We start from the raw sequence: 22450 nt of genomic DNA, 5'->3' as shown, positions 1-22450 counted from the left end.
CTTGTTTCAGGCGAAGTATCTTCTGCTCCATCTCTTCTATTTTTTGCTCCATTTCCCTGCAAATCTTATCGCTCATTCTTCACTCTCCCCTGATATCGTCCGCTTTCACATTAAGAGGCTGTTGAAAAAAACAGCAAGCGCAGCAGTTTCTAAACAGCCTCTTTAAACCGCCAGTCTGCCGTGAACCCTTACAAGCCACTGTATCGGCAACCGTGAGGAAGGTTCTTGGAGCTTATGTGTCAAAAAAAATTCTCCGGATCTTTTCTTCCTATGGAGCCCCACGGGTAAACCCGTGGTCCCCCAAAATACCCGTCTTCGCCTTCGGCTACGGGGCGACATCACGCCGTAGCCATAACGAAGGCGTAAGATTAGGGAAAAGGGCCATTTATGGATGGGCACTAACTTAAGACTTTGCCCATTTCAACAACTTCTTCCATGCGTTCTTCAAGACTCTGGAAAATTTCTCCAACCGATACTCCGGACGCGAAATGGTCTTCCGGAATAACCGGGATTTCCCTTTTCTTCGTTTGTTGAAACCACTCTGAAAGATACACTCCCAGACGTACAACGCCCTGAATGGAAGGCTTGGTATCTTCCTCAAGAGGTTGGTGATGGCTCTCCATGCATTGTCCCAATGTCTCAGGCAGACTCCAGGTCTCTACAAGCAGGCCTCCGGCCCCGCAATGATCAACCCCGATAAGTCTCTGCTCCATTTTGCAATCCATTTCCAGGGGGTCCCCGCGCGTCATCAGGAAAGCGCCGTGTGCCGGAGCCGCTGCTTGTATTACTGCATGTCCCATATCATGGAGAAGCCCCGCTGTGTAAATCTCACCGTCCGACCGAATTCCCACACCCTCTGCGATCAGGGAACAGGTCGTGGCCACAAGGACCGAATGACGTGTGAGCCTTTGAATAAACCCGGGATCCAGGCGACCGGAAAAGGACGATGCGACCCCGACCGCCTGGATGATCTGGTAAGTCGTCCGGATGCCTAGGACAACCAAGGCTGTTTCGATACTTGATACCTTTCTGCTCAACCCGTAAAGGGCGGAATTGGCCACCCGCAGTATTCTCCCCGCGACTGCAGGATCACTTTCGATCAGGGTTGCTATCTGCTTGATAGTGCTGTTTGGATCATTGATAAGTCTACGGGCGGAGATCACGATGGATGGAGGTGATGGGAACGAGGGAGCGCAGCGGATATTTTCAGCGAGTTCTTGAAGGGACAAGGGTTCCATGATTCAACCTCCCAGACGAAAAGACAGGATCGCCAGATTCCCCTTCTCATTGAAGACAAGTCTGTCGGCCGTCTCTTTGATCAGGTGAATACCCATGCCTCCCGGCCTTAGATCTTGGGCTATTCGCTCTTCTTCTCGCTCCTCCAGGGACCCTTTGCCGATCCCCTCAAGGGTCCTCTTTACGTCGAACCCTTCTCCTTTGTCCTCTATTTTTATGGTCACGCAATTGTCAAGGATACCCACAGAAATCTTTACAACGGATCCAGCGTCATTCTTGTTTCCCCACTCTATTGCGTTTCGGCCCAGTTCGTTGACCGCAAGGTGCAGGTCCCAGTAACGCTCTTCGTCCAGACGATCCTTAAGCATAGCCCCGAGAAAGGATTGAAGCTTTATGAGAGAATCCTCTGATGACGTGATAAAAAACTCGTGCCACCCCGGGCGGGTATCCATGATCCCTATGCTTGACGACTTCTCGCAAAGGGTCTTCAAGCTGGAAACGGCATCCAGGATATCGTCGTTTGAAAAGGGCTTCCTCAGGTAATAGTCCACGCCGCAGAGCAGCCCCTCAATCGCCTGCTCCTCCGAATGGTGCCCTGTCATCACTGCGACGCGGGTATCGGGCCGTTTTTCTTTGACGAATTTGCACAATTCGAGCCCCGATCCATCAGGCATCCTGATATCCGTGACCAAGACATCAACATCCTCCCGCTCCAATACTCCCAGGGCATCTTTAAAACCCGCGGCCTCCAGGACTTCGCACCCTTTGGACCGAAGCAGGTGAGATATCCACGACCGCACTCCCTGCTCGTCATCTACTACCATCACTTTGCATTTCATCACCTTGCCCCTCCCTCCTGATCAAGAGGATCGACAGGTCATCATCAGGAGATCTTCCCCGGTTATGACGAACCAGGCGATCCAGAAACCATCTCAAGCCCGCCCCGGGATGCTCCAGGTAGTGTTCCATAACCAGCCGGTCCATAGAGACACCTGCCTTTCCCGGCATGGAAAATCCCTCGCTCAACCCGTCCGAATAGACGTAAAGGGCATCACCCCTCTCTATCTTCAAGCTTGAAATATCGCAGGAGATTTCAGGGAATATGCCGAGGGCATGGGTGGTGGATTCCGGGAGAAACTGAATCCCTCCCTCCTTCCGGCACAATACCGGCTCCGGATGGGCGGCAAGGACATAATCCAGATCCCCGGAACGCGTATCGAGAATCCCTATAAATAGGGTCAGGTAGGTTTCCGGAAGAGTGTGCGCGTATAGATATGCGTTTAGTTGTTTCAGAAACGTAGCGATATCCATGTCCGCATCCCACTGGGCGTGGAGGCGTGCATGCACCATCCCCGTTACAAAGGCCGCCGGAATACCGTGTCCTGAAACATCAGCCAGAATAAGCCCCTTCTTCGAGTTCCCGAGATCAAGGACATCAATGTGGTCACCTGCAGCCCTTTCGGATGCTTCCACCATGAACTCGATCGTGAACCCTCCCCATTGTTCCACAGACCGGGGCATAAGGTTGACATAGGTTCTTCTGGCCTCTTCAATGGCCAATTCGATCTCTTCCTGCTGTTCCCTGAGCCTCTTCAGCGCCTTGTAAAGACGCTCATTCCGTTCGTTCAGGTCCCTCTGTACCTTCTTAAGCCGCATTGCATTACGGAGTCGCAGGCGTAATTCATAGGGCATAACAGGCTTTTGAAGATATTCATCGCATCCTGCGGCAAGGCCCTGTACCCTGGCCTCGCGATCTTCGAGGGCCGTGAGAATGATGAAAAAGATATCCCGGGTCCACGTGTTGCTCCTGATTCGTCGACACAGCTCAAGACCATCCATTTCAGGCATGATGATATCGCTGATGACCACATCTGGACGATACCGGAGTGCCGACTCCATACCCCGGATTCCATCGGACGCCTCCAGGACTCGATAACGATCGATCCGCAGGGTATGGGAAATCATCATCCGCACAACTTCCGAATCATCCACCACCAGAACCGTCCCCGGCCCCTTTGAATGGGACAGGGTTTCAGGATCATCCGGTTTTCGGATCATGGGTTTCCCATCACTCATATTACAGCCCCTTGTCTCAACCGCCCCCAGGCGGTCCATTGTCTTCTGATTACAGGCTTAGTTCCGTGTAGCCATGGCGAGAAGATCCCCGGGTTCAAGGATCAGGACCGTCCGTCCGTCACCAAGTATGGAAGCCCCTGCCAATCCGGGTATGCCGGTCAGATAATCAGCCAGGGGCTTGATTACGATCTCTTCTTTCCGGTAAAGCCCATCCACCGCTATCCCAAGACGTTCGTTTCCGGTGTTCAGGATAAGAATCGGCACTTCATTGCCGTTTTTTTCCTGTTGCCGATCCAACGAGCAACCAAGAAGACGGGAAAGCATTTCCACCCCGATTACTTCTCCCCGGTGGGAAAAAACCTTCCGATTCATCAAAGACTTTATCTCGGATCGTTTTATTTTCACCGTCTCCTTGATGGATTCAACGGGAACCGCGTAAGTCTCCCCTCCCACCCCCACGAGCATGGCCTCAATAAGGGCCAGGGTCAGGGGGACCTCCAGGCGGATGTGAGTCCCGTTGCCGGGATCCGACATCACCCGCACATTACCCTTCAGTTTCGTCAGGTTGGCCCTGACCACATCCATCCCAACTCCCCGGCCCGAAACATCGGTGATCTTACCGGCCGTACTGAACCCGGGAAGGAAAATCAGGTTAAACACATCCTCACGACCCATCTTCTCGGCCTGTTCGGTTGTAATGAGCCCCTTTTCCAGTGCCTTCTTCAGGATCACGTCCGGGTTGATCCCGGCCCCATCATCAATGACTTCGATAACGATGAGGTTCCCTTCATGGGAAGCCCTGAGGATAATAGTGCCGTTCTCGGGTTTTCCGGCCTTTGTCCTCTCATCGGGTTTTTCAATACCGTGATCCACAGCGTTTCGGATAATATGGACCAACGGATCCCCGATGTCTTCCGCGATCCCCTTGTCGATTTCGGTCTCTTCGCCTTGCAGAATCAGGTTGACCTTTTTGTCGGTCTTCCTGGTAAGGTCTCTCACGATCCTTGGAAACCTCTGGAACACATTACGGATTGGAACCATCCGCATCTCCATGACGTTTCGCTGCATTTCATTGGAGATCCTGGTTATGGTCTGTGCAGCCTTCTGGAGATCTTTTGACACCTCTCGAATATGCACTGAATCCTGATTCAACAGCCTGGCCACGTGGCTCAATCCGTTCCGTGCCACTATCAATTCTCCTACAAGATTCATGAATACATCCAGGAGCCGCTGATCGATCCTCATGGTCTTTGGGGGGGATATGGAAGCTGATGCGGTTGATAATGAAGCTGAACTTTTTCCCCGGGATGATTTTGACTCCGGGATCTGTTTAGGCGGTTCGACGACATCATTCGCTTTGCTTACGGTTGAGTCGTTGGTCTCTTGGTGAGCGTCCTCCCTCTCCTGATCCTCGTTGATGCAGGTCAGGTTTTTTTCAATGGATTCAATTAGATCACCGGTAAGATCAGTAAGTGCCGGGCCGATCGGCTGGGTTCCCTGCCGTACATCGTTCAAAAGATCTTCAATAAGTCCTGCATCCCTTGCGATCTCATCAATTCCCATGTAGTTCGAACTGCTTTTCAAAGAGTGAACGGCCCGGAAAAGCATGTCCAACACGCTGTTGTCGGGAGAGTTATTTTCACAAAGTTTGCTGAGGCATGCCTTGATGGTCTGAAGATGCTGAGAAGCTGCATCCAGGAAGATGGCGTTCGGGTCGGTGGAAGATACAGATTCTTCTTCCGAAAGCAAGTCTTCCCCGCCGCTTTCCTGGATCTTTTCCTTTTCGTGAATAAGGGATTCTAAAAGTTTCCTGCCGGCTTCTTTGGCTTTTTCATCATCAAGGTCCTCCACCATGGCCCTTAGGGCGTCCACAGTCTCGAAGAAAATATCAAGCAGGGCGTCAGCCACACGGAATTCTTTTCTCCTGCGCAGAAACTCAAGAAGACCTTCAAAAGCGTGTGAGAGGCCGGAGATGTTCTCAAGTCCAAGGTAGGACGATGTTCCTTTGACGCTGTGAATGGCTCTGAAAAGGCTGTTTACGGCATCACGGCTGTCTCGCTGCTTGTCAAGAGCGATAAGGGCGTCATTGCAAACCTCCAGATGCTCAAAGGCCTCCACCTTGAATTCTTCGATCATTTTTTCGGTTATCTTGTAACCGTCATCTCTACCTGTAGGGCCCGGTTTTGCCCTTTTTCTCTTGGACTGCTCGTCCTTGGCATCTTCCGGATCGGGTTCGTCGATATAGGCGCTTAATGAGGAAAGGAGGTTTTCGATACGCCGATCGTTCGGCTCCACCTCTGACTCAATCTGCTGGTCGATCTTTTGATTCAGTTCCTCGATAAGGGCCCTTACAAGATCGAATCCCGAGAGAAGGACCTCCATAATGTCTTCATCAAGATTCCTTTGTCCGTTTCTCAGCATGTCTAAAAGGGTTTCGAGCCTGTGGGCCAAGCCATTGATATCTTTTAATCCGAGAAAAGCCGAAGTACCTTTGATTGAGTGAATCGCCCGGAAAATGGAGTCGATGAGTTCTTTGTTGTCAGGATCATTTTCATACTGAAGGAGTTCATTATCGATCCCTTCGAGATGTTCAAGGGATTCGGCGATGAATTCCAAAAGAAGTGTTGCATCTTCAGGAGAATTGGCAGGAAACATCTCAAGCACCTCTTTTAGTTATTCAGAAAGCAGCATTTTCACGTTTGTGATGAGGACCTCCGGCTGGGCTGGTTTTACAATGTATACATTTGCGCCGGCTTCCATTCCCTTCATTTTATCCCTGGCTTCTTCTTCCGTAGAAATTATTATTATCGGGACATCTGAGTATTCCTCGATGTTCCGTATTCTCCTGGTTAGTTCATAACCGTCCATCCTGGGCATGTTGATGTCGGTTATCACCAGATCGAAGGGCTCTTTCATCAGGATTTCAAGGGCCGTAAAACCGTTATTCGCCCGGGTGCAACGGTACCCTGACCCTTCCAGAATAAAGCAGTGAAGGTTCAGGACGATCTCCGAATCATCCACGATCAAGATTTTTTTTGACATTCTATTCTCCCTAAATATTTCACGGTTTACGGTAACAGAGAAAATCCCCCATCCTCTCGAGCACAAAGGCCGCGGTGATCCTGCCGATCGACTCGGAATGTCCCAGGAATATGTAACCACCGGGCAAGAGTGCATCATAGAGATTAGCCACCACTCTCTTTCTGGATACGTCATTGAAATAGATCAAGACATTTCGGCAGAAGATGAAATCGTACCCTTTTTTCCGGCGCATGATGGAACGATCGGCGAGGTTGAGTTGTTCAAAGGTTACACACTTTTTAACAGACGGGAGGATCCGCCATCCATCTGATGTCTTTTGAAAATATTTCGTTCTGTAAGGTACCGGGGTGTCTTTCATGGACCTGTCTCCGTATAAGCCCAGCCGCGCCTGCCGGAGGACGCGGCGGTCGATGTCCGTGGCATCGATCCGGAGATCCCACAGGTCATAATCTTCTATCATCTCGCGGAGGATAATCGAGAGGGTATAGGGTTCCTCGCCCGTTGAACATGCAGCGGACCAGATCTTGAGGGTGAATTGCCCGGCTGAACGTTTCTTTTCAAGATATATTGGAAGCACCACTTCGGCAAATCCTTGGAGTTGGGGGAAATCCCTGAAAAAGTATGTTTCGTTAACCGTCAATTCTTCGATGAGGGAGAGGACCTCTCCGTCTTTACGCCCGAAAACCAGGTTGTGGTAGTACTCCTGAAAAGTCCTTGCTCCGGTCTCTTTCGTCCTTTTGAGCACACGCGCCTTGAGGTAGTCTTCTTTCTTTGATTCGTAATAGATTCCGGTCTCCTTGAATATGAGATCTCTCACCTTGCACAGATCGCTCCACGTGATTTCATCGTTTCCCCGCATTGCATTCTCTCCCGATTCAAACCCGATCCGTATCGAACATATGCTTTGCCATGTCATAATAATAGCGCGCTTCCGGAGCCAAGCGTTCGGGGTCGATGCCCAGAAAGACCTTCCTGACCTCCTCCCCCCCTATCTGCGAGAGAGCGCTGAGGATATTGCATTGAAGCCAGGGTTCACCGCTCAGATGTTTTACAAGTACGGGAACGGCTGAAGGATCTCCGATCCGGCCCAGGGCCTCTGCCGCGGCCGAGGCCACGTTGACATTCTCGTCATCCAGGAGTGAACCGATATCCTTGATGGCCCTGATTTCGCTCAATTCGCCGATTTTCCCGAGAACATCCAGTGAAAACTTTCTCACATCAGGAGAGGAATCACCCAATAACCGAATCAGGCCCTCCACGGCCTCCGCCCCGACCTGTTCGAGGATTTCTGTCGCATAATTCCGTATGCGGGCGTCATCAGATGAGAGAAGTGGAAGCACTTGTTCACAGACCTCTTTTCCTCCTATGGCAATCAGGGAATCTGCAGCCGCTTCCCTTACGGCAACCGCTTCGTCTTCCAGAGCCTTGACCAGAACCGGTATCGCGGCGGGATCCCCCAAATCACCGAGATCCTCGACTGCATAGCGTCGATCAGATTCCTCTTCACTCCTGAGATCCTTCAGCAATTCAGTGAACGTCGGTCCCATAATCAACTCCTTTTTTCTCCATTACCCGAATTGCTTCATCGACGGAATCAAAACTGGGGACACACTTTTCAAGCCCTGTAATCCTGGCAGCCTTGCTCACCTGGGGCGATGGAGCGGCGATGGCAACGCCCCCCTTTCTCTCCCTGAGTCGTTTCGCAAGCACGATGAGGTTGCCGAAGACAACACTGGGACATAGCCTGACATTGGAAAATTCCAGAACGAACTTGTTGATCCCTTGCTTTTCAAGGCTGCAACAAAGATCGCGAAGTTCGTTTACTGCAGACCGTCTGCCGCTCGACAATTCACGACCCACTTTCACCAATGCCAGGGAATCTTTTAACTTCTCATACACATGAGCCATTATTCCATCTCCTTTAAGTCTTGACCAATTCAACGATCTTCTCCCCGATCTCATAAGAGGGAAGCACGAACTCGGCACCTCCTCTGCGGATCGCCTCTTTCGGCATGCCGAATACCACAGCCGTCTCTTCCGATTCGGCGATAGTGCGTCCACCCGCCTCACGGATCTCCGCCATGGCCTCAGCGCCGTCCGCTCCCATGCCGGTGAGCAGGACAGCTATTGTGTTTTCCCCATAACAGGAGAGTACTGATCTCATGGTCACATCGACCGACGGTTTATGAAGGGGGTCTCGAGGGGTCTTTGTCAGGCGCACGATATTTCCATCCTTTCCCATGCCCCTGGGAGCCAATGTCATGTGTATGTCCCCAGGAGCGAGGTAACCGCAATTATTCTCGATGATGTCCCCGCTCTTCGCCTCCCTGAAAGGCAAGGCGCAGTTCTTGTCAAGTCGCTGTGCAAAGGACGGAGTGAAAGATTTCGGCATATGTTGAACAACGATGACGGGCGCACCCAGGTCCGCCGGTAACACGGGCAGGATATCCATGATAGTGTTGGGACCACCGGTGGACTCTCCGATGACTACAACTTTTCCTGGAAGGTCTTTGCCGGTGCTGACGGTCCTGGAGACTTTCCCCGGACTCTTTTTCTTCCGCCTTTTCCCATACTTCAGGCGCGAGGTATTGGCGCCCGCTGCAGAGTGAATTTTGTACAGGATCTCGTCAGCCACCAGGTGAATATCTTTCGAAATGGTCCCTCCCGGTTTTCCGACAAAATCCACCGCCCCCAGTTCCAGGGCTTCATAGGTGGACAGGGCGCCTTCCTGGGTAAGAGAACTCACCATGAGAACGGGTCTCGGCGATTCCATCATGATGTATTGAAGGGCTGTCAATCCGTCCATCACGGGCATGTTGATATCGAGGGCCACCACATCGGGATCCAGGGCCTTGGTCTGCTCTACAGCCTCCTGGCCGTTTCGAACCGCCGCAACCACTTCCATATCAGGATCGCTCTCGATGATTCTCCGCAGTTCCCTTCGCATCAAAGCTGAATCATCAGCAATAAGCACCCTGATTCTTTTTCTCATGCTCTTCCTCCTGTATGATTACAACTCGATCATATCTCCGTTCGTAAAGAAGACTTGCACCGTTCCAGCGGCCACGTCGAAGAACACGCTCCTCCCGTATGGACCGCCGACCGATTCCCCGGCAATCCAAAGACCCAGATCGGAAACGACCGACCGGGTGTTTTCCAATATCTCTTTCCCGATATCACACATGAAATAACAATCCTGCACGGGGAACATATTCCCTCCCCCTGCGATCCTGACAGAGATGCGGTCCCTCCTGGCACCCCTTTCTCTCATCATTCTAAGGAGGCGCGGGATCGCCATCTCGGGGGAAACGGCTGACCATTCCCGCCCCGCCGCATCTTCTTCAGACGCGGCGGGGCGGGGAATGTGGGCCATGCCGCCGAGAACTCTTTTCCTATCCCAAAGGCAGGTTACTATGCAGGAACCCACCCCCCTGGTACAGAGAACATCCTGCCCTTCCCCGATCGCCAGTTCACCGGTCTTAAGCAGCAGTTCGCCTTCCATGTTTTTTCTTCTCTTTGCGCTATCACTTTGAACTTTTGGAAGTGTTTCTTTTCTTGGTTGTATTCCCCGCCTTTCCGTTCGTCTTTTTCTCCGTATTGAGGGGCTTTTTGCCGGAGGCCGATTTCCTGCTTGCGGTCCGCTTCGAAGTCTTTTTGGATCCTACGTCGACTTTCGGATTCCCGGATTCCGGCTCCAAGGTCCCGGCCTCCTTGACGGCAGCCATGACATTGCTCTCATCCACTGCAAGCAGGGCGTCAGCATTGATCAGGACGATGGTCCGTCTGCCCTCTTCAAGCTTCCCGATCCCATCGATGTAGCGGGCCTTCAAACCGAAATCGGAAATCACCTCAGGAGGCGGTTCGATCATAGAGCCCTGAATACGGAGCACTTCACTCACAAAATCGACGATGATCCCGGTGGTCTTTCCTGAAATATCAACCACCACGATCCGGTTCTGATCCGCCCTGCCGGTCCTTTCCATCCCGAACCGTCCACGCAGGTCAATCACGGGCAGGACGCTGCCGCGCAGGTTCACGACCCCTTCGACGAATTCCGGGGCGTTTGGAATCCTGGTGATATCATCGATTCGTATGATCTCCTGGACCTTCATGATGTCTATGCCGTATTCTTCCCCTTCGATCATAAAACAAACCACCTGGCGCTCGTCCGCCCTCTCTTCATCCCCGGCGCGCTCCCTGCGATCCACGGCAGGTCCGGCTGCAGCGGCAAGGACCTTCTTCTGGTCCGTTGATATAAGGTTGTCAGCGTCAAGGAGCATCAGCAGCCTTGATCCGTTCTCTAACTTTCCCACCCCTTTCAACTTCGAGCTCTGTTCCCTGTCTATAATGGACGGAGGTGCTTCGATTCTGCTCTTGGGTAACCGCAAGACCTCTGACACTGAATCCACCAGTATCCCGGTAAGAACACCTTCCATGTCCAGGACCACAATACGCCGGGTATCTTCCGTATCATCCGTGTGAAGGGTTTTCCCGTCGGGAGCCTTCTCCTCGCTCTGACCCTCATAAGGGATTCTCTCCAATGTTTCGATTCCCAAAAGAACCCTGAGATCCACTATTGGGAGCAGTCGATCCCTTAACAGGGTGATTCCCAGAATATACGCCGGTGCCTTGGGCACCTTGGTGATCTCTCCTACCCTGACAATCTCCTGGACCCGCATGATGTCCACCGCGAATTCTTCACCCGCAAGCTTGAAAGTCACGAGCAGTTCTTCGTCTTCTGTTTGCCGGGCTTTGTCGCTGAGGTTTCCACGAGTCCCGCCGTCCAGGGAAGTTCCGATTCGTTTCACGCTATCCTGATCCTGTCCGGGGATGACCTTATCGGCTGAAAGGACCATGGTGAGGCGTTTTCCGCCGCTCGTTTTGGCGACGCCCTGGATGTATTGACCCTCGATCCCCTCTACCATATCCGGTGGTGCCTCGATATTCTTCTCGTCGACATGGAGGACTTCCGAAACGCTGTCCACTACAACTCCTGTCGCAGTCCCGTCCACGTTCAAGACAACCACGCGGGTCTCTTCGTCCTGCTCCTTCACCTCCATACCGAGCCGATGTCTCAGGTTGACTACCGGGAGAATACTTCCTCTGAGATTAGCGACTCCTTCCACATAATCGGGGGCATTCGGCAATCGGGTGATCATTGAAGGTTTAACGATTTCCTGAACCATTACAATGGGAAACGCCAGTTCCTGACCTCCAAGGGAAAAGGCGACAAGCTGGCTTTCCATTGTTTGTATCTGCGTTTCTTCGTGCATGGTCGATCTCCTTAATCTGAATGGCCCTTTTCAGGCTTGAAGCTCGTCTGCAAGGGCAGAGATATCCTCTATAGCCTGAGCCAGTTCCTGCATGCCCCTGGCCTGCTGCGTGGCGCTGGCTGAGGCCTGCTGGGCCGCACTCGACGCCTGCTGGGCCGCGGCTGCAATCTGCTCTACTCCGGCCCGGGCCTCCTGTACCTGCTTGACGGCTTCTTCTGAGGCATTCCGGATCTGGAAAACGCCTTCCCGAACTTCGTTCATGTCTCCTTCCGCCATGGCCAGGTTTCTATTGGTCTCCTTCGCGTTTTCCACCTCCTGACGGGCACTTACACCTGTTTGCTGAATGTCATCGGCCACGATGAGAACCTGGTCCTGAATTGAACGAACAAGGTCTTTAATTTTTTCCGCATTCTGCTCCGAGTCATTGGCCAGGGTCCGGATGTCGGAAGCAACCACCGCAAAGCCCTTTCCGTATTCGCCGGCTCGGGCCGCTTCAATGCCGCCGTTCACCGCCAATAGATTGGTCTGCATGGCCACATTCGTAATGGCGTCAACGATCTTGTCGATCTGTCGCATCCTTCCTTCAAGGGCTTTAATATTTTCACCGGATTTCAAGCTCCCCTCAGCCGCCTCCCCGATACCCTCGATCAACTCATCCACGGCATTCTTGGTTTCAGTAAACACCTTTTGAAGGGCTTCGACCTTTTCCAGGGACTCCTTCGCCTTCCGACCGATATCTTTTGCTATCTGATCGATCTGAGCTATTGCGGATGAAGATTCCTGGGTCGCTGAACCTTGTTCCTCGGCCCCTTTTGCGATCTGTCGGATTGCAGCCATTATCTGCTGGGATGCTGCATTGACTTGAGCGATAGTGGCCGACAACTCCTCTGCGGCGGATGCCAGTTCCTCGCTGCTCTTCTCTGAATCAGTATTCACTTTCAGGTTTTCCGCCATCTGGGCAAGTTCTTCGGTTGCGGATTCAACGTCCTTCAGTGCCTTTAATTGCTCTCCTGTTGAAGTGGAAGCCTCAGCGGAAGCGCTTGCCGCTTCTTCTGCAGCGCTTGCGATCACTTCCATTCCTTTTCTGAACTGTTCGATCGCACCTGCAATCTCGGCGCTTAGGGTGTTCACTTCTTCACAACCCGTAAGCACGAATTTCATGTCTTTGTTCATCTTGACCAATTTTTCAGTAATGATCTTAGCCTTTTCAACTTCATCCTGGGCCTTTTTTCCGGACTCTTTTGTGTCCTGAGCAACCGTTTTGACATCATTCTGAATCTCACCTACCAGATCGCGGATATTGCGTGCCGATTTCTCGGCACCTTCGGCAAGATTCCTTACCTCGTCTGCGACCACGGCGAATCCCCTTCCATGTTCCCCCGCCCTGGCCGCCTCAATGGCCGCATTAAGGGCAAGCAGGTTGGTTTGATCCGCAATTCCTGCGACCGTTCTTACAACCTGTCCGATTTCGTCTGCCTGTTTTTCCAATTCCCCGATCATCCTGGCGGATTCCATGTTTTTATCAGCAGCGAGTTCCACATTCGCAATCAACTTTTCGATGTCGGCCGATGTCTCTACGATCAATTTTTGCAATCGATTCACCTTGTCCAGGGATTGTTGAGCCGCTGCGCTGCTCGTGTGCGCGCCTCTGGCGAGTTCCTCGGCTGCTGTCTGCCCTTGTTGAGTGGCTGCGCTTGCCTGAGTGGCCCCTGACGATATCTGTTCCATAGCCTTGTTGAGTTGTTCAGCCGCCGCATTCGCCTCAGCGGTCCCGCTGGCGAGTTCTTCTGCAGCAGCAGCAATACGCTCCGCGGCCTGTTGTCTTTTTGCGGCTGTTCGGCTTGCCGCCTTCTTTTTCGCCCGTTCCCTTGCAAGTTGCCGTTGACCCTCAATGTCCATTACCCTGGTTCTTTCTGAAGAAGACCTGACGCCCTCAAGATCTTCTGCTTTTGGGGGATTTGCCAATTTTGCCATTTCTTTCCTCCTTTACTGCTGTAAGTTGTTTTTGTGTTTGAGGAACCGGTTTAACCGGCTCCAGGGCCTTAATCGCTTTTCAGGCCTTTCTTCTCTTTCAAGCATCTTCTTCTTTTTTTCTCTTTGATCATTCGATAAACTACTTCATAGAGTTCCTGACCTGAAAAGGGTTTTAACAAAAAAAAATCGGCTTTTGCTTGTCGTGCTGCTATTTCAGTTTCTCTTGAGTCATCCCCTGTAATCATTATTACAGGTATCCGATCTTCCCCCCGAGTCTCAAAGAGTCGGTTCATCTCCTCAAGCAATTCAATTCCACTCTTTCGTGCCATGAAAACATCAAGAACGATCAGTTCGGGAGATTCCTCTTCAAGCACTCCCAACAAATGGGTCCCGTCATGCATTGCCATTACATCATATCCGTAACTCGTTAGCACTTCAGAGATAAGTTTTCTGTAAAACAGGTCATCATCGGCTACCCAAATCTTGTCCGCCATCTGCCCCTCCTTTTCAAAATCACGACCGGCAGTTGAAAAATTCTTCCACGGTCTTCTAACCGGTAAGGCAATTTCTGTGCCCCTCAGGATGACAAATTTCCATCTTGCTGTTTTTATTAGATTAATCCTGTCACGAAAAAATTTCACGTGATTCTCTGAGCAGATTTTTTTCAAGATGGGTGGCAAAACGACCACCTCACCAGTCCTCTGATCACTTGCAAGTTTTTTAGAAAACAAGCCTGGAGAGAGGTAAATCAGTCTTATTTTCAATGAGTTAATAAAGGTGGCATAATTACCTCCCTTTAAACCTCCGGATGGGGCTTTTCCCCCTTTCCAAGCACAAACGGGCTGTCCGTGAATACAGTTTCTTGGAAGCAGAAGCCCCGCTCTCTTAGAGAGAGACCTCTGAAAGTTGTTTTTGTGAAGATGGATGGCTCGAACAAGAGCCGATGGTCCCTTTTCGGAAGTGACCGGCGGGATTATCAGTGGGGGAAGCCGCAGCTCCCGCTCTTTTAGAACAGGAGAATGCGGAGGGGGCCGGCCCGCCAGACAACCGGCGGACAAGCCTCGCCAGAAGGGGCAAGTGTCCATCGCTGATAAGCTGCTGAAATAACCAGCCCGGGAGCCTCAGAACGAAAGAAAAGGCGCCATCGGCCTTTTGGAGGTTGGTATCGAATTGAAGTATTCGCCGGATCAGATTGAAGGGGCATGGGGATCTTTTCCTCGTTCCCGGTCTCACGGCCTGGTTATTTCAAAGGGGTTAGGGACGGGGGATTCTTGCCCCCTCCACCGTTCTCCCGCTTTTACAAGCGGGAGCCGGGGTTTCCCCCATCCCTAACCCCTTGAAATAACGAAGGCCTCCCAACAGGTCACTTCCGAAAAGATCCCCATACCCCTTTCTCCCAGTGGTGCGGGCAATGGTTCTATGTAAAACTCTTAGGCCCTTCGACTCGGTGCCTCTTTGAATTTGCTTGAGGCGGGGCTCGGGGATCTTCTCCAGGAGCCCGGCGTATTTCGGTCCCGGAGAAACCTTTGAAAAACGCCCCCTTTTGGTCAAGTTCAAGGAAGGCGAAATCAAGTTCAAGGAAGGCGAAAATTTCAACCACAGGAATACATTTAGTATTTTGAGGATTGAAATTTAAGCCTGACGCAGAAATTGGGCAAAAGGGGGCGTTTTTCAAAGGTCTCCCGGAATCAGCACAGATAAAGGGTCGAAATATGCAGGGAATCTTATTTACATTTGCAAAGGAAAACCCGGGTACAGAGGCTTAATGTGTTCGATCGGTTGTTTTTGTGAACACGGATGGCTCGAGCAGGGGTCAATGGCCCCTTTTCTGAAGTGACCGGCGGGATTATCAGTGGGGGAAGCCGCAGCTCACGCTCGCTTAGAGCGGGAGAACGGCGGAGGGGGCCGGCCCGCCAAAGAGCGGCGGGCCAGTGTCCTTCGCTGATAAGCTGCTGAAAACACCAACCCGGGAGCCTCAGAACGAAAGAAAAGGCGCCATCGGCCTCCTGGAGCCTGATATCGAATTGAAGTACTCACTGGATTACGATTCAAGAGCATGGCATGGGGAGATGTATTTCAGGCTTAATCCAGGAAGCTGTCCAGATAGGCATACAAGGCGGGGGAGCCCCCGGTATGAACAAAGAGCAGTGTCTGGTCTTTTCTGAAGAATCCTTTCCGGACTAGGTCGATCAGGCCGGCCATGGCCTTTCCGGTGTAAACCGGATCCAGGAGAATGGCTTCGGTTCGGGCCAACAGCTTCACCGCCTCCACCATACCGGGAGTGGGTCGTGAGTATCCTGGTCCCACGTAATCTCCGAAGCAGAGCACCGCCCGGCGTGGAATCTCCTGGGCTATTCCGACCTTGGCCGCGGTTCTTTGCACCAGGTCATAGACCAACTCTTCTTGTTCCTCCTTGGGACGGCTTACATTGATACCCACCACGGAGATGCCGCTGTTGTTGCCGTAAAAGCCTGTCACCAGTCCTGCCTGGGTGCCGGTGCTTCCGCTGGCGCAGACCACTCTGTCCACCACCAGCCCCATATCAAACAACTGGGAGAGGATCTCCTCGGCACAGGCGACATAACCCAAGGCACCCAGTTCGTTGGAGGCCCCCCCTGGAATCACATAGGGCCTGCGGCCCCGGGCGGTCAGGTCTTCGGCGACCTTTTGCATCTCGGCCATCATGTCCGAGCCGGCCGGCACCACCTTGATCTGCTCCACCCCCATCAGGCTGTAGAGCAGATTGTTGCCGCCGGCCCTGGGGTTATAGCTGCCGGGCACGCGTTCTTCCAGCACCAGGCAACACTTCAATCCTTCCTTGACCGCCACCGCCAAGGTGAGCCGGCAGTGGTTGGATTGAACAGCGCCGCAGGTAATCAGGGTATCGGCCCCTCGGGCCAAGGCATCGGCCACCACAAACTCCAGTTTGCGGGTCTTGTTCCCCCCTGCAGCCGGGCCCAACAGATCATCGCGCTTCATAAATATACGCGGTCCGCCCAGCGCCCGGGTAAGCCGCGGCAGTTCTTCTATGGGAGACGGTCCGGTGCTGTAACGCCTACGGGGGAAACGTGCCAAGTTCATCTCATCTCTCCTTTCTGTGGATTCCTTCTAAAGGGGAATATTCCCCTCCTCTCCAATAGGTACCGGTTCAAGGCCGGCACGGCGGATAGCCGCCCTGGCCAAAAGCAAAAGACAATCAAAGTAAGGCACCGTGAGGTGCTCGGGTCCCAGGACCAGGGGTATTTCGGTACAGCCTGCCACGATACCCTGAGCACCCCGCTCCTGCAACCTTTGGGCGATCTCCACCAATTCAGCGGTGATGGCATCCCGCGAGAGGCGGGACGAGGAATTTTTGACTTTATAGATGGCGGACATGATCCGTTCCTGCTCCGCCTGGTCACAGACCAGGGTCTCGATATGCGCTGCCGCCAAACGTCGCTGGAATATTCCGCTTTGAATAGTTCCGCTGGTGGCCAAAAGACCGACTGTCTTGATTTCCGGATGGTATTTGGCTATGGCTTCCGCCACCGTGTCCAACAGGGATATCAAGGGCAAGGGACTCTGAGACAAAAGATCTTCCCAGAAAAAATGGGCTGTTACGCATGGGATAATGATGAAATCGGCCCCGGCCCGCTCAAGGGCCCTGCAGCCCGCTATAAGAACCGGAAAGGGCGACTCGCCCTGCTCCAGGATTGCCCGGGTTCGATCGGGCACCTTGGGGTTGGAATCGATTATCACCCGCAAGTGATCCTGATCCCTTGCGGCAGGGGTGTTGGCGATGATGCGGGCATAACAGGTCAACGTAGCCTCGGGTCCCATGCCGCCCAGTATTCCGATGGTTTGCTCGTCCACAGAAAAACCTCCCTTCGCTGCTCACCAAGCGACCTATTCCAGGATCTGGTCCAGGAAGACTTTGGCCCTTTCGGTCTTGGGATTATTGAACCTGGATCTTGCAAGCGTCAAGTTTGCCGAATATGCAAGGCATCGACCGCGCAGCTGTAGTCTCCTACCGCAAGCGGTCGATAACGAAGCAGATTCGGCAAAATCGACGCTCCCGAAGGGTAAACAATCTTGAAATATTATTCTTTATTTTGTTCTCACCCATCGGGCTGAACTTCCATCCCCTTCGGGTACTACCTAACAGGGAGAATTTCAATGAATTTTTTAACGGGTTCAAGATTGTTTATGCAAGATTCAGGTTGAAAAATTCGTTGTAGCTGCCGCGCTCGACGATCTGGCCGTTGTCCATGAAGATTATTTCGTCGGCGACTTCACGTGCAAAGCCCATTTCGTGGGTTACACATAGCATAGTCATGCCTCCCTTGGCCAGATCAATCATAACATCCAGGACCTCTTTTATCATCTCCAGGCCATGGCCGGGACTTCCGGGTCCAGTCTCTCGTCCCCTTTCAAGGGGACTACCTCAACAGGTGGTGTCAGGGGCTCTCTCCGTTCCGGGTCGCTACCCTCCCCTCCACTCCGAGACCCCCTGGGCATCATGAAACCGCTAAGCTCATCATCAACCACTGTTTCATCTCCAATTCTTGCATTTGTCACCCCTGTCTCCTTTTCTCTCCCTCTTCTTTCTACATTAATTTATCATTGGGTGAGTGCTCAATCATTATAGGCAGAGAGGGCTGGAGCAGTTCATTTACATGCTGATCGGTGAGGGAAGTTATGGTCCGGGTATAAGATAACATTGTGAGACACGAGATGCCCCCCAGAGGCAACAGGCCGAAAACCAGGTAAAAAAGAAAAATGCTCCATTTGAGAGAAAGATTTTTCACGGCTTGATCACCCCATTGGTCAACGACCACCGATCGGTTGGAACTTGGAGCAGAACCAAAACCATTCACTTTTCAAGGATGGTTTCATTCAAGAACACTTTTATAAAGAAAAGGGCTTTTTCCCCTCCCCAACGAAATTCACATGGAGCCCCACGGGTAAACCCATGGTTACTCGCCTTAAGCTTTGGGGGACATCACGCCGTAGCACAACAATTGTTTGCACATTCATCCACAGGCAAGCCCGTGGTCTTATGCGAAGGCGGATAAAAATTACTATCTGAATCGTCTAAGAGTCAAGGTTACCGAAGATGCGCTTACAGGAAAATACATTTTTTGGTCGAATGTTTGTAGATTTTTGTCACGTCGGCATGTTTTTGTAGTATGATCTGAATGCTTGAAAAGGTTGAACTCTCGTTTTTCCAAGAACTTACCTGGGACGGCTGGATTGGCACACATCATGAATCGTCCGGGGACTTAATACGAGACCTTTGAAAAACGTTCAATGTTTGTTCAAGATCAGGCCTCCGACCCGAAGGGTCTGGGCCCTGAAAAAGTGGGGAAAAATTTCAAGCGCCCCGATCTTTCAGGGTATTCGGCCTTTTTTGATCGCTCCACTGCCTGCCACCTGCCATCATCATATTGACGATCCTTCCGGAATTGGCGCTTTTTTTGCCTTCCCACATGTGACAAGGAGGTACAGAATATGAACATTGGAAGGAACCTTGAACGATCCGCTCTGTATTTCCCGAAGCGGCCCGCCTTGAGCGAGGGATCCGCCGTCATTACCTATGAGGAGCTCGACAACCTGGCAAATCGGGTTGCGACATCCCTTATACGGATGGGGGTTCGGCCCGGAGATCATATCGGGCTTTGCGCACAAAATTCCGTGGATTGGGTTATCTTTTATTTTGGAGTCCTGAAGGCTGGAGCAGTCGTGATTGCTCTCTCGGCGCTATTGAAACGGGAGGAGTTGTCCCTCCTGATAAGCCATTGCAAGCCCAGGCTTGTCTTCACCGACAATGACAAAATTGATGATCTCTCGGGACTGAGGCATGAAGGAATCCTGGAGAAGATAATCGCTCCTGTAAGTGAAGTAACGCTCCAAGAACTCATCGACGGTGGGAAGGGTGATTTCAAGGCCCTGGACAGAGATCGAACGGATACAGCGGTGGTCCTGTATACGGGCGGAACCACGGGAGCTCCCAAAGGTGTGGAATTGAGCCATGAAAACATCAACGCGGCCATCAATACGATCGTTTTCAACGAGCGCTCCCTGGAGACCGACAGGGCACTGTGCTTTCTGCCCTTTAGCCATGTATTCGGTCAGATGCATATACTGAATGCTACTATTCTGAGTGGCGGGTCCCTGGAACTGCTTCCTTCATTTGACATGGACAAGGTGCTTTACCTTCTGGGTTCAGGTAGAGTGACCAAGCTTTTCGCGGTTCCCACCATCTATGTCCGCTTTTTGGCCCTTGAGGGGCTAAAGGAAAAGATCGGGGCTGTCCGGTATTGTTTCTCCGCGGCCGCCAGCATGTCGGCGGAATTGGTCCGCCAATGGAGGGAACGGACGGACCTGGGGATTTATGAAGGATACGGGATGACAGAGGCGGCGCCGACGGTCACTTATAATCACCGCTACAGACACGTCATTGGCTCTGTGGGGACCGAGGTTCCCGGCGTGGAGATCCAGATCCGTGACATCCGATCCGGAGAGCCCCTGGGGGATGGTGAAGAGGGAGAGATCTGCGTTCGGGGTCCTAATATCATGAAAGGTTACCTTGAAAATCCCGAGAGTACTCGTGAGGCATTCTGGGAGGGAAGATGGTTCCGGACGGGAGACATAGGGCGCTTTGACGAAGATGGCTATCTCTATATCGTGGACCGGCTCAAGGACATGATTATTACAGGAGGGGAAAACGTATATTCCAGGGAAGTGGAGGAAGCGCTGTATACTCGGCCGGAAATTCAAGAATGTGCTGTCATCGGCCTCCCCGACCCGGTGTGGGGTGAACGGGTTGCGGCTTTTATCATTCCAAAACCCGGCAAGACCATTGAAGAAGAAAGCCTGAAGTCCTATCTCAAAACACGTCTCTCACCATACAAGGTCCCTAAAGAATATGTCTTGGTGGAGGATTTCCCAAGAAGCGCCGCAGGGAAGATACTCAAGAGAGAACTTAAGCATGAAGTCCAGGAAAAAAGACGTAAGGCCCTTGCAGGCATCTCGGAGGGAGGAAAATGACAAACCCCCTGGGCAGTGAAGTGTTGGACCGGAATCCACCTCACCGAAAGTAAAGTTCCGGATTTTCCGTGTTCTCCCCCCATTGCCCGCCACGTTTTTCAAAAACCTGCTAAACCCAGGTCACACCACCCAATTGCCTTCGTATACCCCTTTTGAAGCGATGTCGCAAATAACCGGTAATAAAAGAGCCAAGCACTTCATTTTCATCAGGGATCTTAAACAGGTTCCTTAGTTCCGGGATCCTTTCGACCGCTGGAGGCACGAGACTGACGGCGGTCGCACCGAGACCCAATGCATGGGCTGCCAAAAATCCGTACGTCAGGGCAATGAACAAATCTTCTGAATGATTCTCAGCCCCCCGATTTGCATGAAACAAGAAAAGAACAGGCGCACCCCTGGTAAAAATATCTTCCCCGGAATTTTTCATGTCAGGCAGTCTGATTTTCATCATCGGTACGACATGATTCCTTAATGTGTTGAAAACTTCCGGTCTCAATCTGCGCTTCATGAAAAAGCGGGAAACGGGATTGCTTATCCAATTCTGTAAATCCTCATAAAACTTCACCATGAAAGGTAATGCCTTTTCAATGTCGTCCCTTCGGCTTATGATGGTAATCTCTATCTTGTGGGGTGGGAATCCCATAGGTGCCAGAGATATGGCTTCTGCGATCTTCTCAAGAACATCTCTCGGTACCGGCTTTTTTTTGTATGTACGGACTGCCCGTCGGGTAGAGATCAGGGTGAAGAAACTCTTCCAATCCACATCACCTTTGGGCAAATCAAAAAAGTCTTTTTCATAAGATAGACCAGGAACAATCACTGATTTGGCAAGACAAATCGCCATACAATGTCCACATCGCATACACAGAGCAAACCGATCTTTTCGAAAGTAAATATCATCGGATTTATTTTTCCCGATGATCCGATCGGGGCATATCTCGACGCATAATCCACATCGTTCGCAGGTTTCCTGGTTGATATGATGGTCGTTCAATCTCATTGATTTCGCCTCCTGCATAACCATATGGATGGGCACGAGTCAGGTTCTTGCGGGATTATACGTCCTTATTCTTCTGAGCCGGCTTATTAGATCCTTTTACAACATTGGCTGCCTGATAATTGTTTTCCATTTTTCCGGTGCTGCTCGCCTTATGTCAGTCAAATATATTTCGTGATGTTTACCAACTTTCTGGCTGCCGTTATCAGCAATGAATGAATGCACCTTCTCAACTGTCGGCCCTTCTTCTGAAAACGGTCCAATATGCATTATTTGGGCAGCCTCTCCTTCGTTGTAAGATTCAAATCGTACTGAGGGCAGTGCAACCGGATTTTTCTTTTTTCTTACTTCTTCTGTCGCTTTTTCTACCATTTCTCTTGTGACAAATTCTGGTTGCATAATCATCAATGTCCATTTCCAGTTTTTCTTATTTTCTATACTGAACGATGACATATCATCAGCCCACCAAAGACCCTTTAACGGCAATACCCCATAATCAATACCTATTTCTCCTCTTTTGACCATAAATTTTATGGCATAGGAAAGTGGATATAAGACATCAATTGCATCCTGGAATGATTGTGATGTATTTGGGTCTCCTTCACCGTCAATCATGAGAAAGTTCATTTTTGGCACTTCAACAATTTCAACCTTCTTGGTGGAAGGCTTGTACAGGTACTTGAGTTCTTTTTTGTAATCTATTTTTTTCATCGGTATTTTCCACTTGAGATCTAAGAATTAACCTCACATTCCACTAAGGAGCGCCAGCTGAATGACGACCAGGTGGAGCGCCTTTTTCGGCGTATGGTCCATTCGCTTGTTC

Annotated in this window: 19 protein-coding genes and 1 pseudogene; 1 reads left to right on the top strand and 19 read right to left on the bottom strand. The window is 51.5% G+C overall.

All coding sequences use genetic code 11. The features are described from left to right. Positions 1-398: 398 nt before the first annotated feature. From JRF57_12065 to JRF57_11985, 17 genes and pseudogenes are all read right to left on the bottom strand, one after another. Positions 399-1238, bottom strand: coding sequence for an HDOD domain-containing protein (locus JRF57_12065; protein MBW2304434.1), 840 nt, complete (start codon positions 1236-1238; stop codon positions 399-401). Positions 1239-1241: 3 nt separating this feature from the next. Beyond that, entirely contained in the window at positions 1242-2075 is an 834-nt protein-coding gene (locus JRF57_12060) for a response regulator (GenBank protein MBW2304433.1), read from the bottom strand. Further along, on the bottom strand, positions 2047-3312 hold the full coding sequence (locus JRF57_12055) for a fused response regulator/phosphatase (GenBank protein MBW2304432.1): 1266 nt from the start codon (positions 3310-3312) through the stop codon (positions 2047-2049). The genes JRF57_12060 and JRF57_12055 overlap by 29 nt, the downstream gene beginning before the upstream one ends. 57 nt (positions 3313-3369) lie before the next feature. After that, complete coding sequence (locus JRF57_12050; protein MBW2304431.1) at positions 3370-5967, bottom strand: chemotaxis protein CheA; 2598 nt, start codon at positions 5965-5967, stop codon at positions 3370-3372. Positions 5968-5985: 18 nt separating this feature from the next. After that, the gene (locus JRF57_12045) at positions 5986-6354 is read right to left on the bottom strand and encodes a response regulator (protein MBW2304430.1); all 369 of its coding nucleotides are present in this window, start codon (positions 6352-6354) and stop codon (positions 5986-5988) included. A gap of 19 nt (positions 6355-6373) precedes the next feature. Then, positions 6374-7213 carry a protein-glutamate O-methyltransferase CheR gene (locus JRF57_12040; protein ID MBW2304429.1) on the bottom strand — a complete coding sequence of 280 codons (840 nt, stop codon included), beginning with the start codon at positions 7211-7213 and terminating at the stop codon, positions 6374-6376. A 16-nt stretch (positions 7214-7229) separates the two neighbouring features. After that, entirely contained in the window at positions 7230-7901 is a 672-nt protein-coding gene (locus tag JRF57_12035) for a HEAT repeat domain-containing protein (protein ID MBW2304428.1), read from the bottom strand. Further along, positions 7882-8262 carry an STAS domain-containing protein gene (locus JRF57_12030; GenBank protein MBW2304427.1) on the bottom strand — a complete coding sequence of 127 codons (381 nt, stop codon included), beginning with the start codon at positions 8260-8262 and terminating at the stop codon, positions 7882-7884. The genes JRF57_12035 and JRF57_12030 overlap by 20 nt, the downstream gene beginning before the upstream one ends. 13 nt (positions 8263-8275) lie before the next feature. Then, positions 8276-9346, bottom strand: coding sequence for a chemotaxis response regulator protein-glutamate methylesterase (locus JRF57_12025; GenBank protein ID MBW2304426.1), 1071 nt, complete (start codon positions 9344-9346; stop codon positions 8276-8278). A gap of 18 nt (positions 9347-9364) precedes the next feature. Beyond that, positions 9365-9856, bottom strand: coding sequence for a chemotaxis protein CheD (locus JRF57_12020; GenBank protein ID MBW2304425.1), 492 nt, complete (start codon positions 9854-9856; stop codon positions 9365-9367). 22 nt (positions 9857-9878) lie between these two features. Then, positions 9879-11627: a chemotaxis protein CheW gene (locus tag JRF57_12015; GenBank protein MBW2304424.1), complete on the bottom strand. Its 1749-nt coding sequence runs from the start codon at positions 11625-11627 to the stop codon at positions 9879-9881. Between the two features lie 30 nt (positions 11628-11657). Beyond that, on the bottom strand, positions 11658-13601 hold the full coding sequence (locus JRF57_12010) for a methyl-accepting chemotaxis protein (protein MBW2304423.1): 1944 nt from the start codon (positions 13599-13601) through the stop codon (positions 11658-11660). 68 nt (positions 13602-13669) lie between these two features. Next, positions 13670-14242, bottom strand: a complete 573-nt coding sequence (locus JRF57_12005) for a response regulator (GenBank protein MBW2304422.1) — start codon at positions 14240-14242, stop codon at positions 13670-13672. A gap of 1441 nt (positions 14243-15683) precedes the next feature. Further along, positions 15684-16682, bottom strand: coding sequence for a D-cysteine desulfhydrase (locus tag JRF57_12000; protein MBW2304421.1), 999 nt, complete (start codon positions 16680-16682; stop codon positions 15684-15686). A gap of 27 nt (positions 16683-16709) precedes the next feature. Continuing rightward, the gene (locus JRF57_11995; protein ID MBW2304420.1) at positions 16710-17453 is read right to left on the bottom strand and encodes an amino acid racemase; all 744 of its coding nucleotides are present in this window, start codon (positions 17451-17453) and stop codon (positions 16710-16712) included. Between the two features lie 331 nt (positions 17454-17784). Then, a pseudogene (locus JRF57_11990) lies at positions 17785-17967 on the bottom strand (amino acid ABC transporter ATP-binding protein). Further along, positions 17961-18158 (bottom strand): hypothetical protein, encoded by a 198-nt coding sequence (locus tag JRF57_11985; GenBank protein ID MBW2304419.1) that lies wholly within the window; start codon positions 18156-18158, stop codon positions 17961-17963. Before JRF57_11985 ends, JRF57_11990 begins: the two are co-directional and overlap by 7 nt. Positions 18159-19091: 933 nt before the next feature. Between JRF57_11985 and JRF57_11980 the strand changes: the two genes are divergently transcribed. After that, on the top strand, positions 19092-20630 hold the full coding sequence (locus JRF57_11980; GenBank protein MBW2304418.1) for an AMP-binding protein: 1539 nt from the start codon (positions 19092-19094) through the stop codon (positions 20628-20630). A gap of 109 nt (positions 20631-20739) precedes the next feature. Here the strand turns inward: JRF57_11980 and JRF57_11975 are convergent, their stop codons facing one another. Together JRF57_11975 and JRF57_11970 are read right to left on the bottom strand one after the other, a co-directional pair. Then, on the bottom strand, positions 20740-21630 hold the full coding sequence (locus tag JRF57_11975) for a nitroreductase family protein (protein ID MBW2304417.1): 891 nt from the start codon (positions 21628-21630) through the stop codon (positions 20740-20742). 96 nt (positions 21631-21726) lie between these two features. Further along, a complete protein-coding gene (locus JRF57_11970) occupies positions 21727-22338 on the bottom strand; it encodes a GyrI-like domain-containing protein (protein MBW2304416.1) in 612 nt (203 codons plus the stop codon). Between the last annotated feature and the right edge of the window lie 112 nt (positions 22339-22450).

The sequence above is a fragment of the Deltaproteobacteria bacterium genome (assembly GCA_019310525.1).
Taxonomy (GTDB): domain Bacteria; phylum Desulfobacterota; class DSM-4660; order Desulfatiglandales; family HGW-15; genus JAFDEE01.
This window is presented reverse-complemented; position numbering and strand designations above follow the sequence as displayed.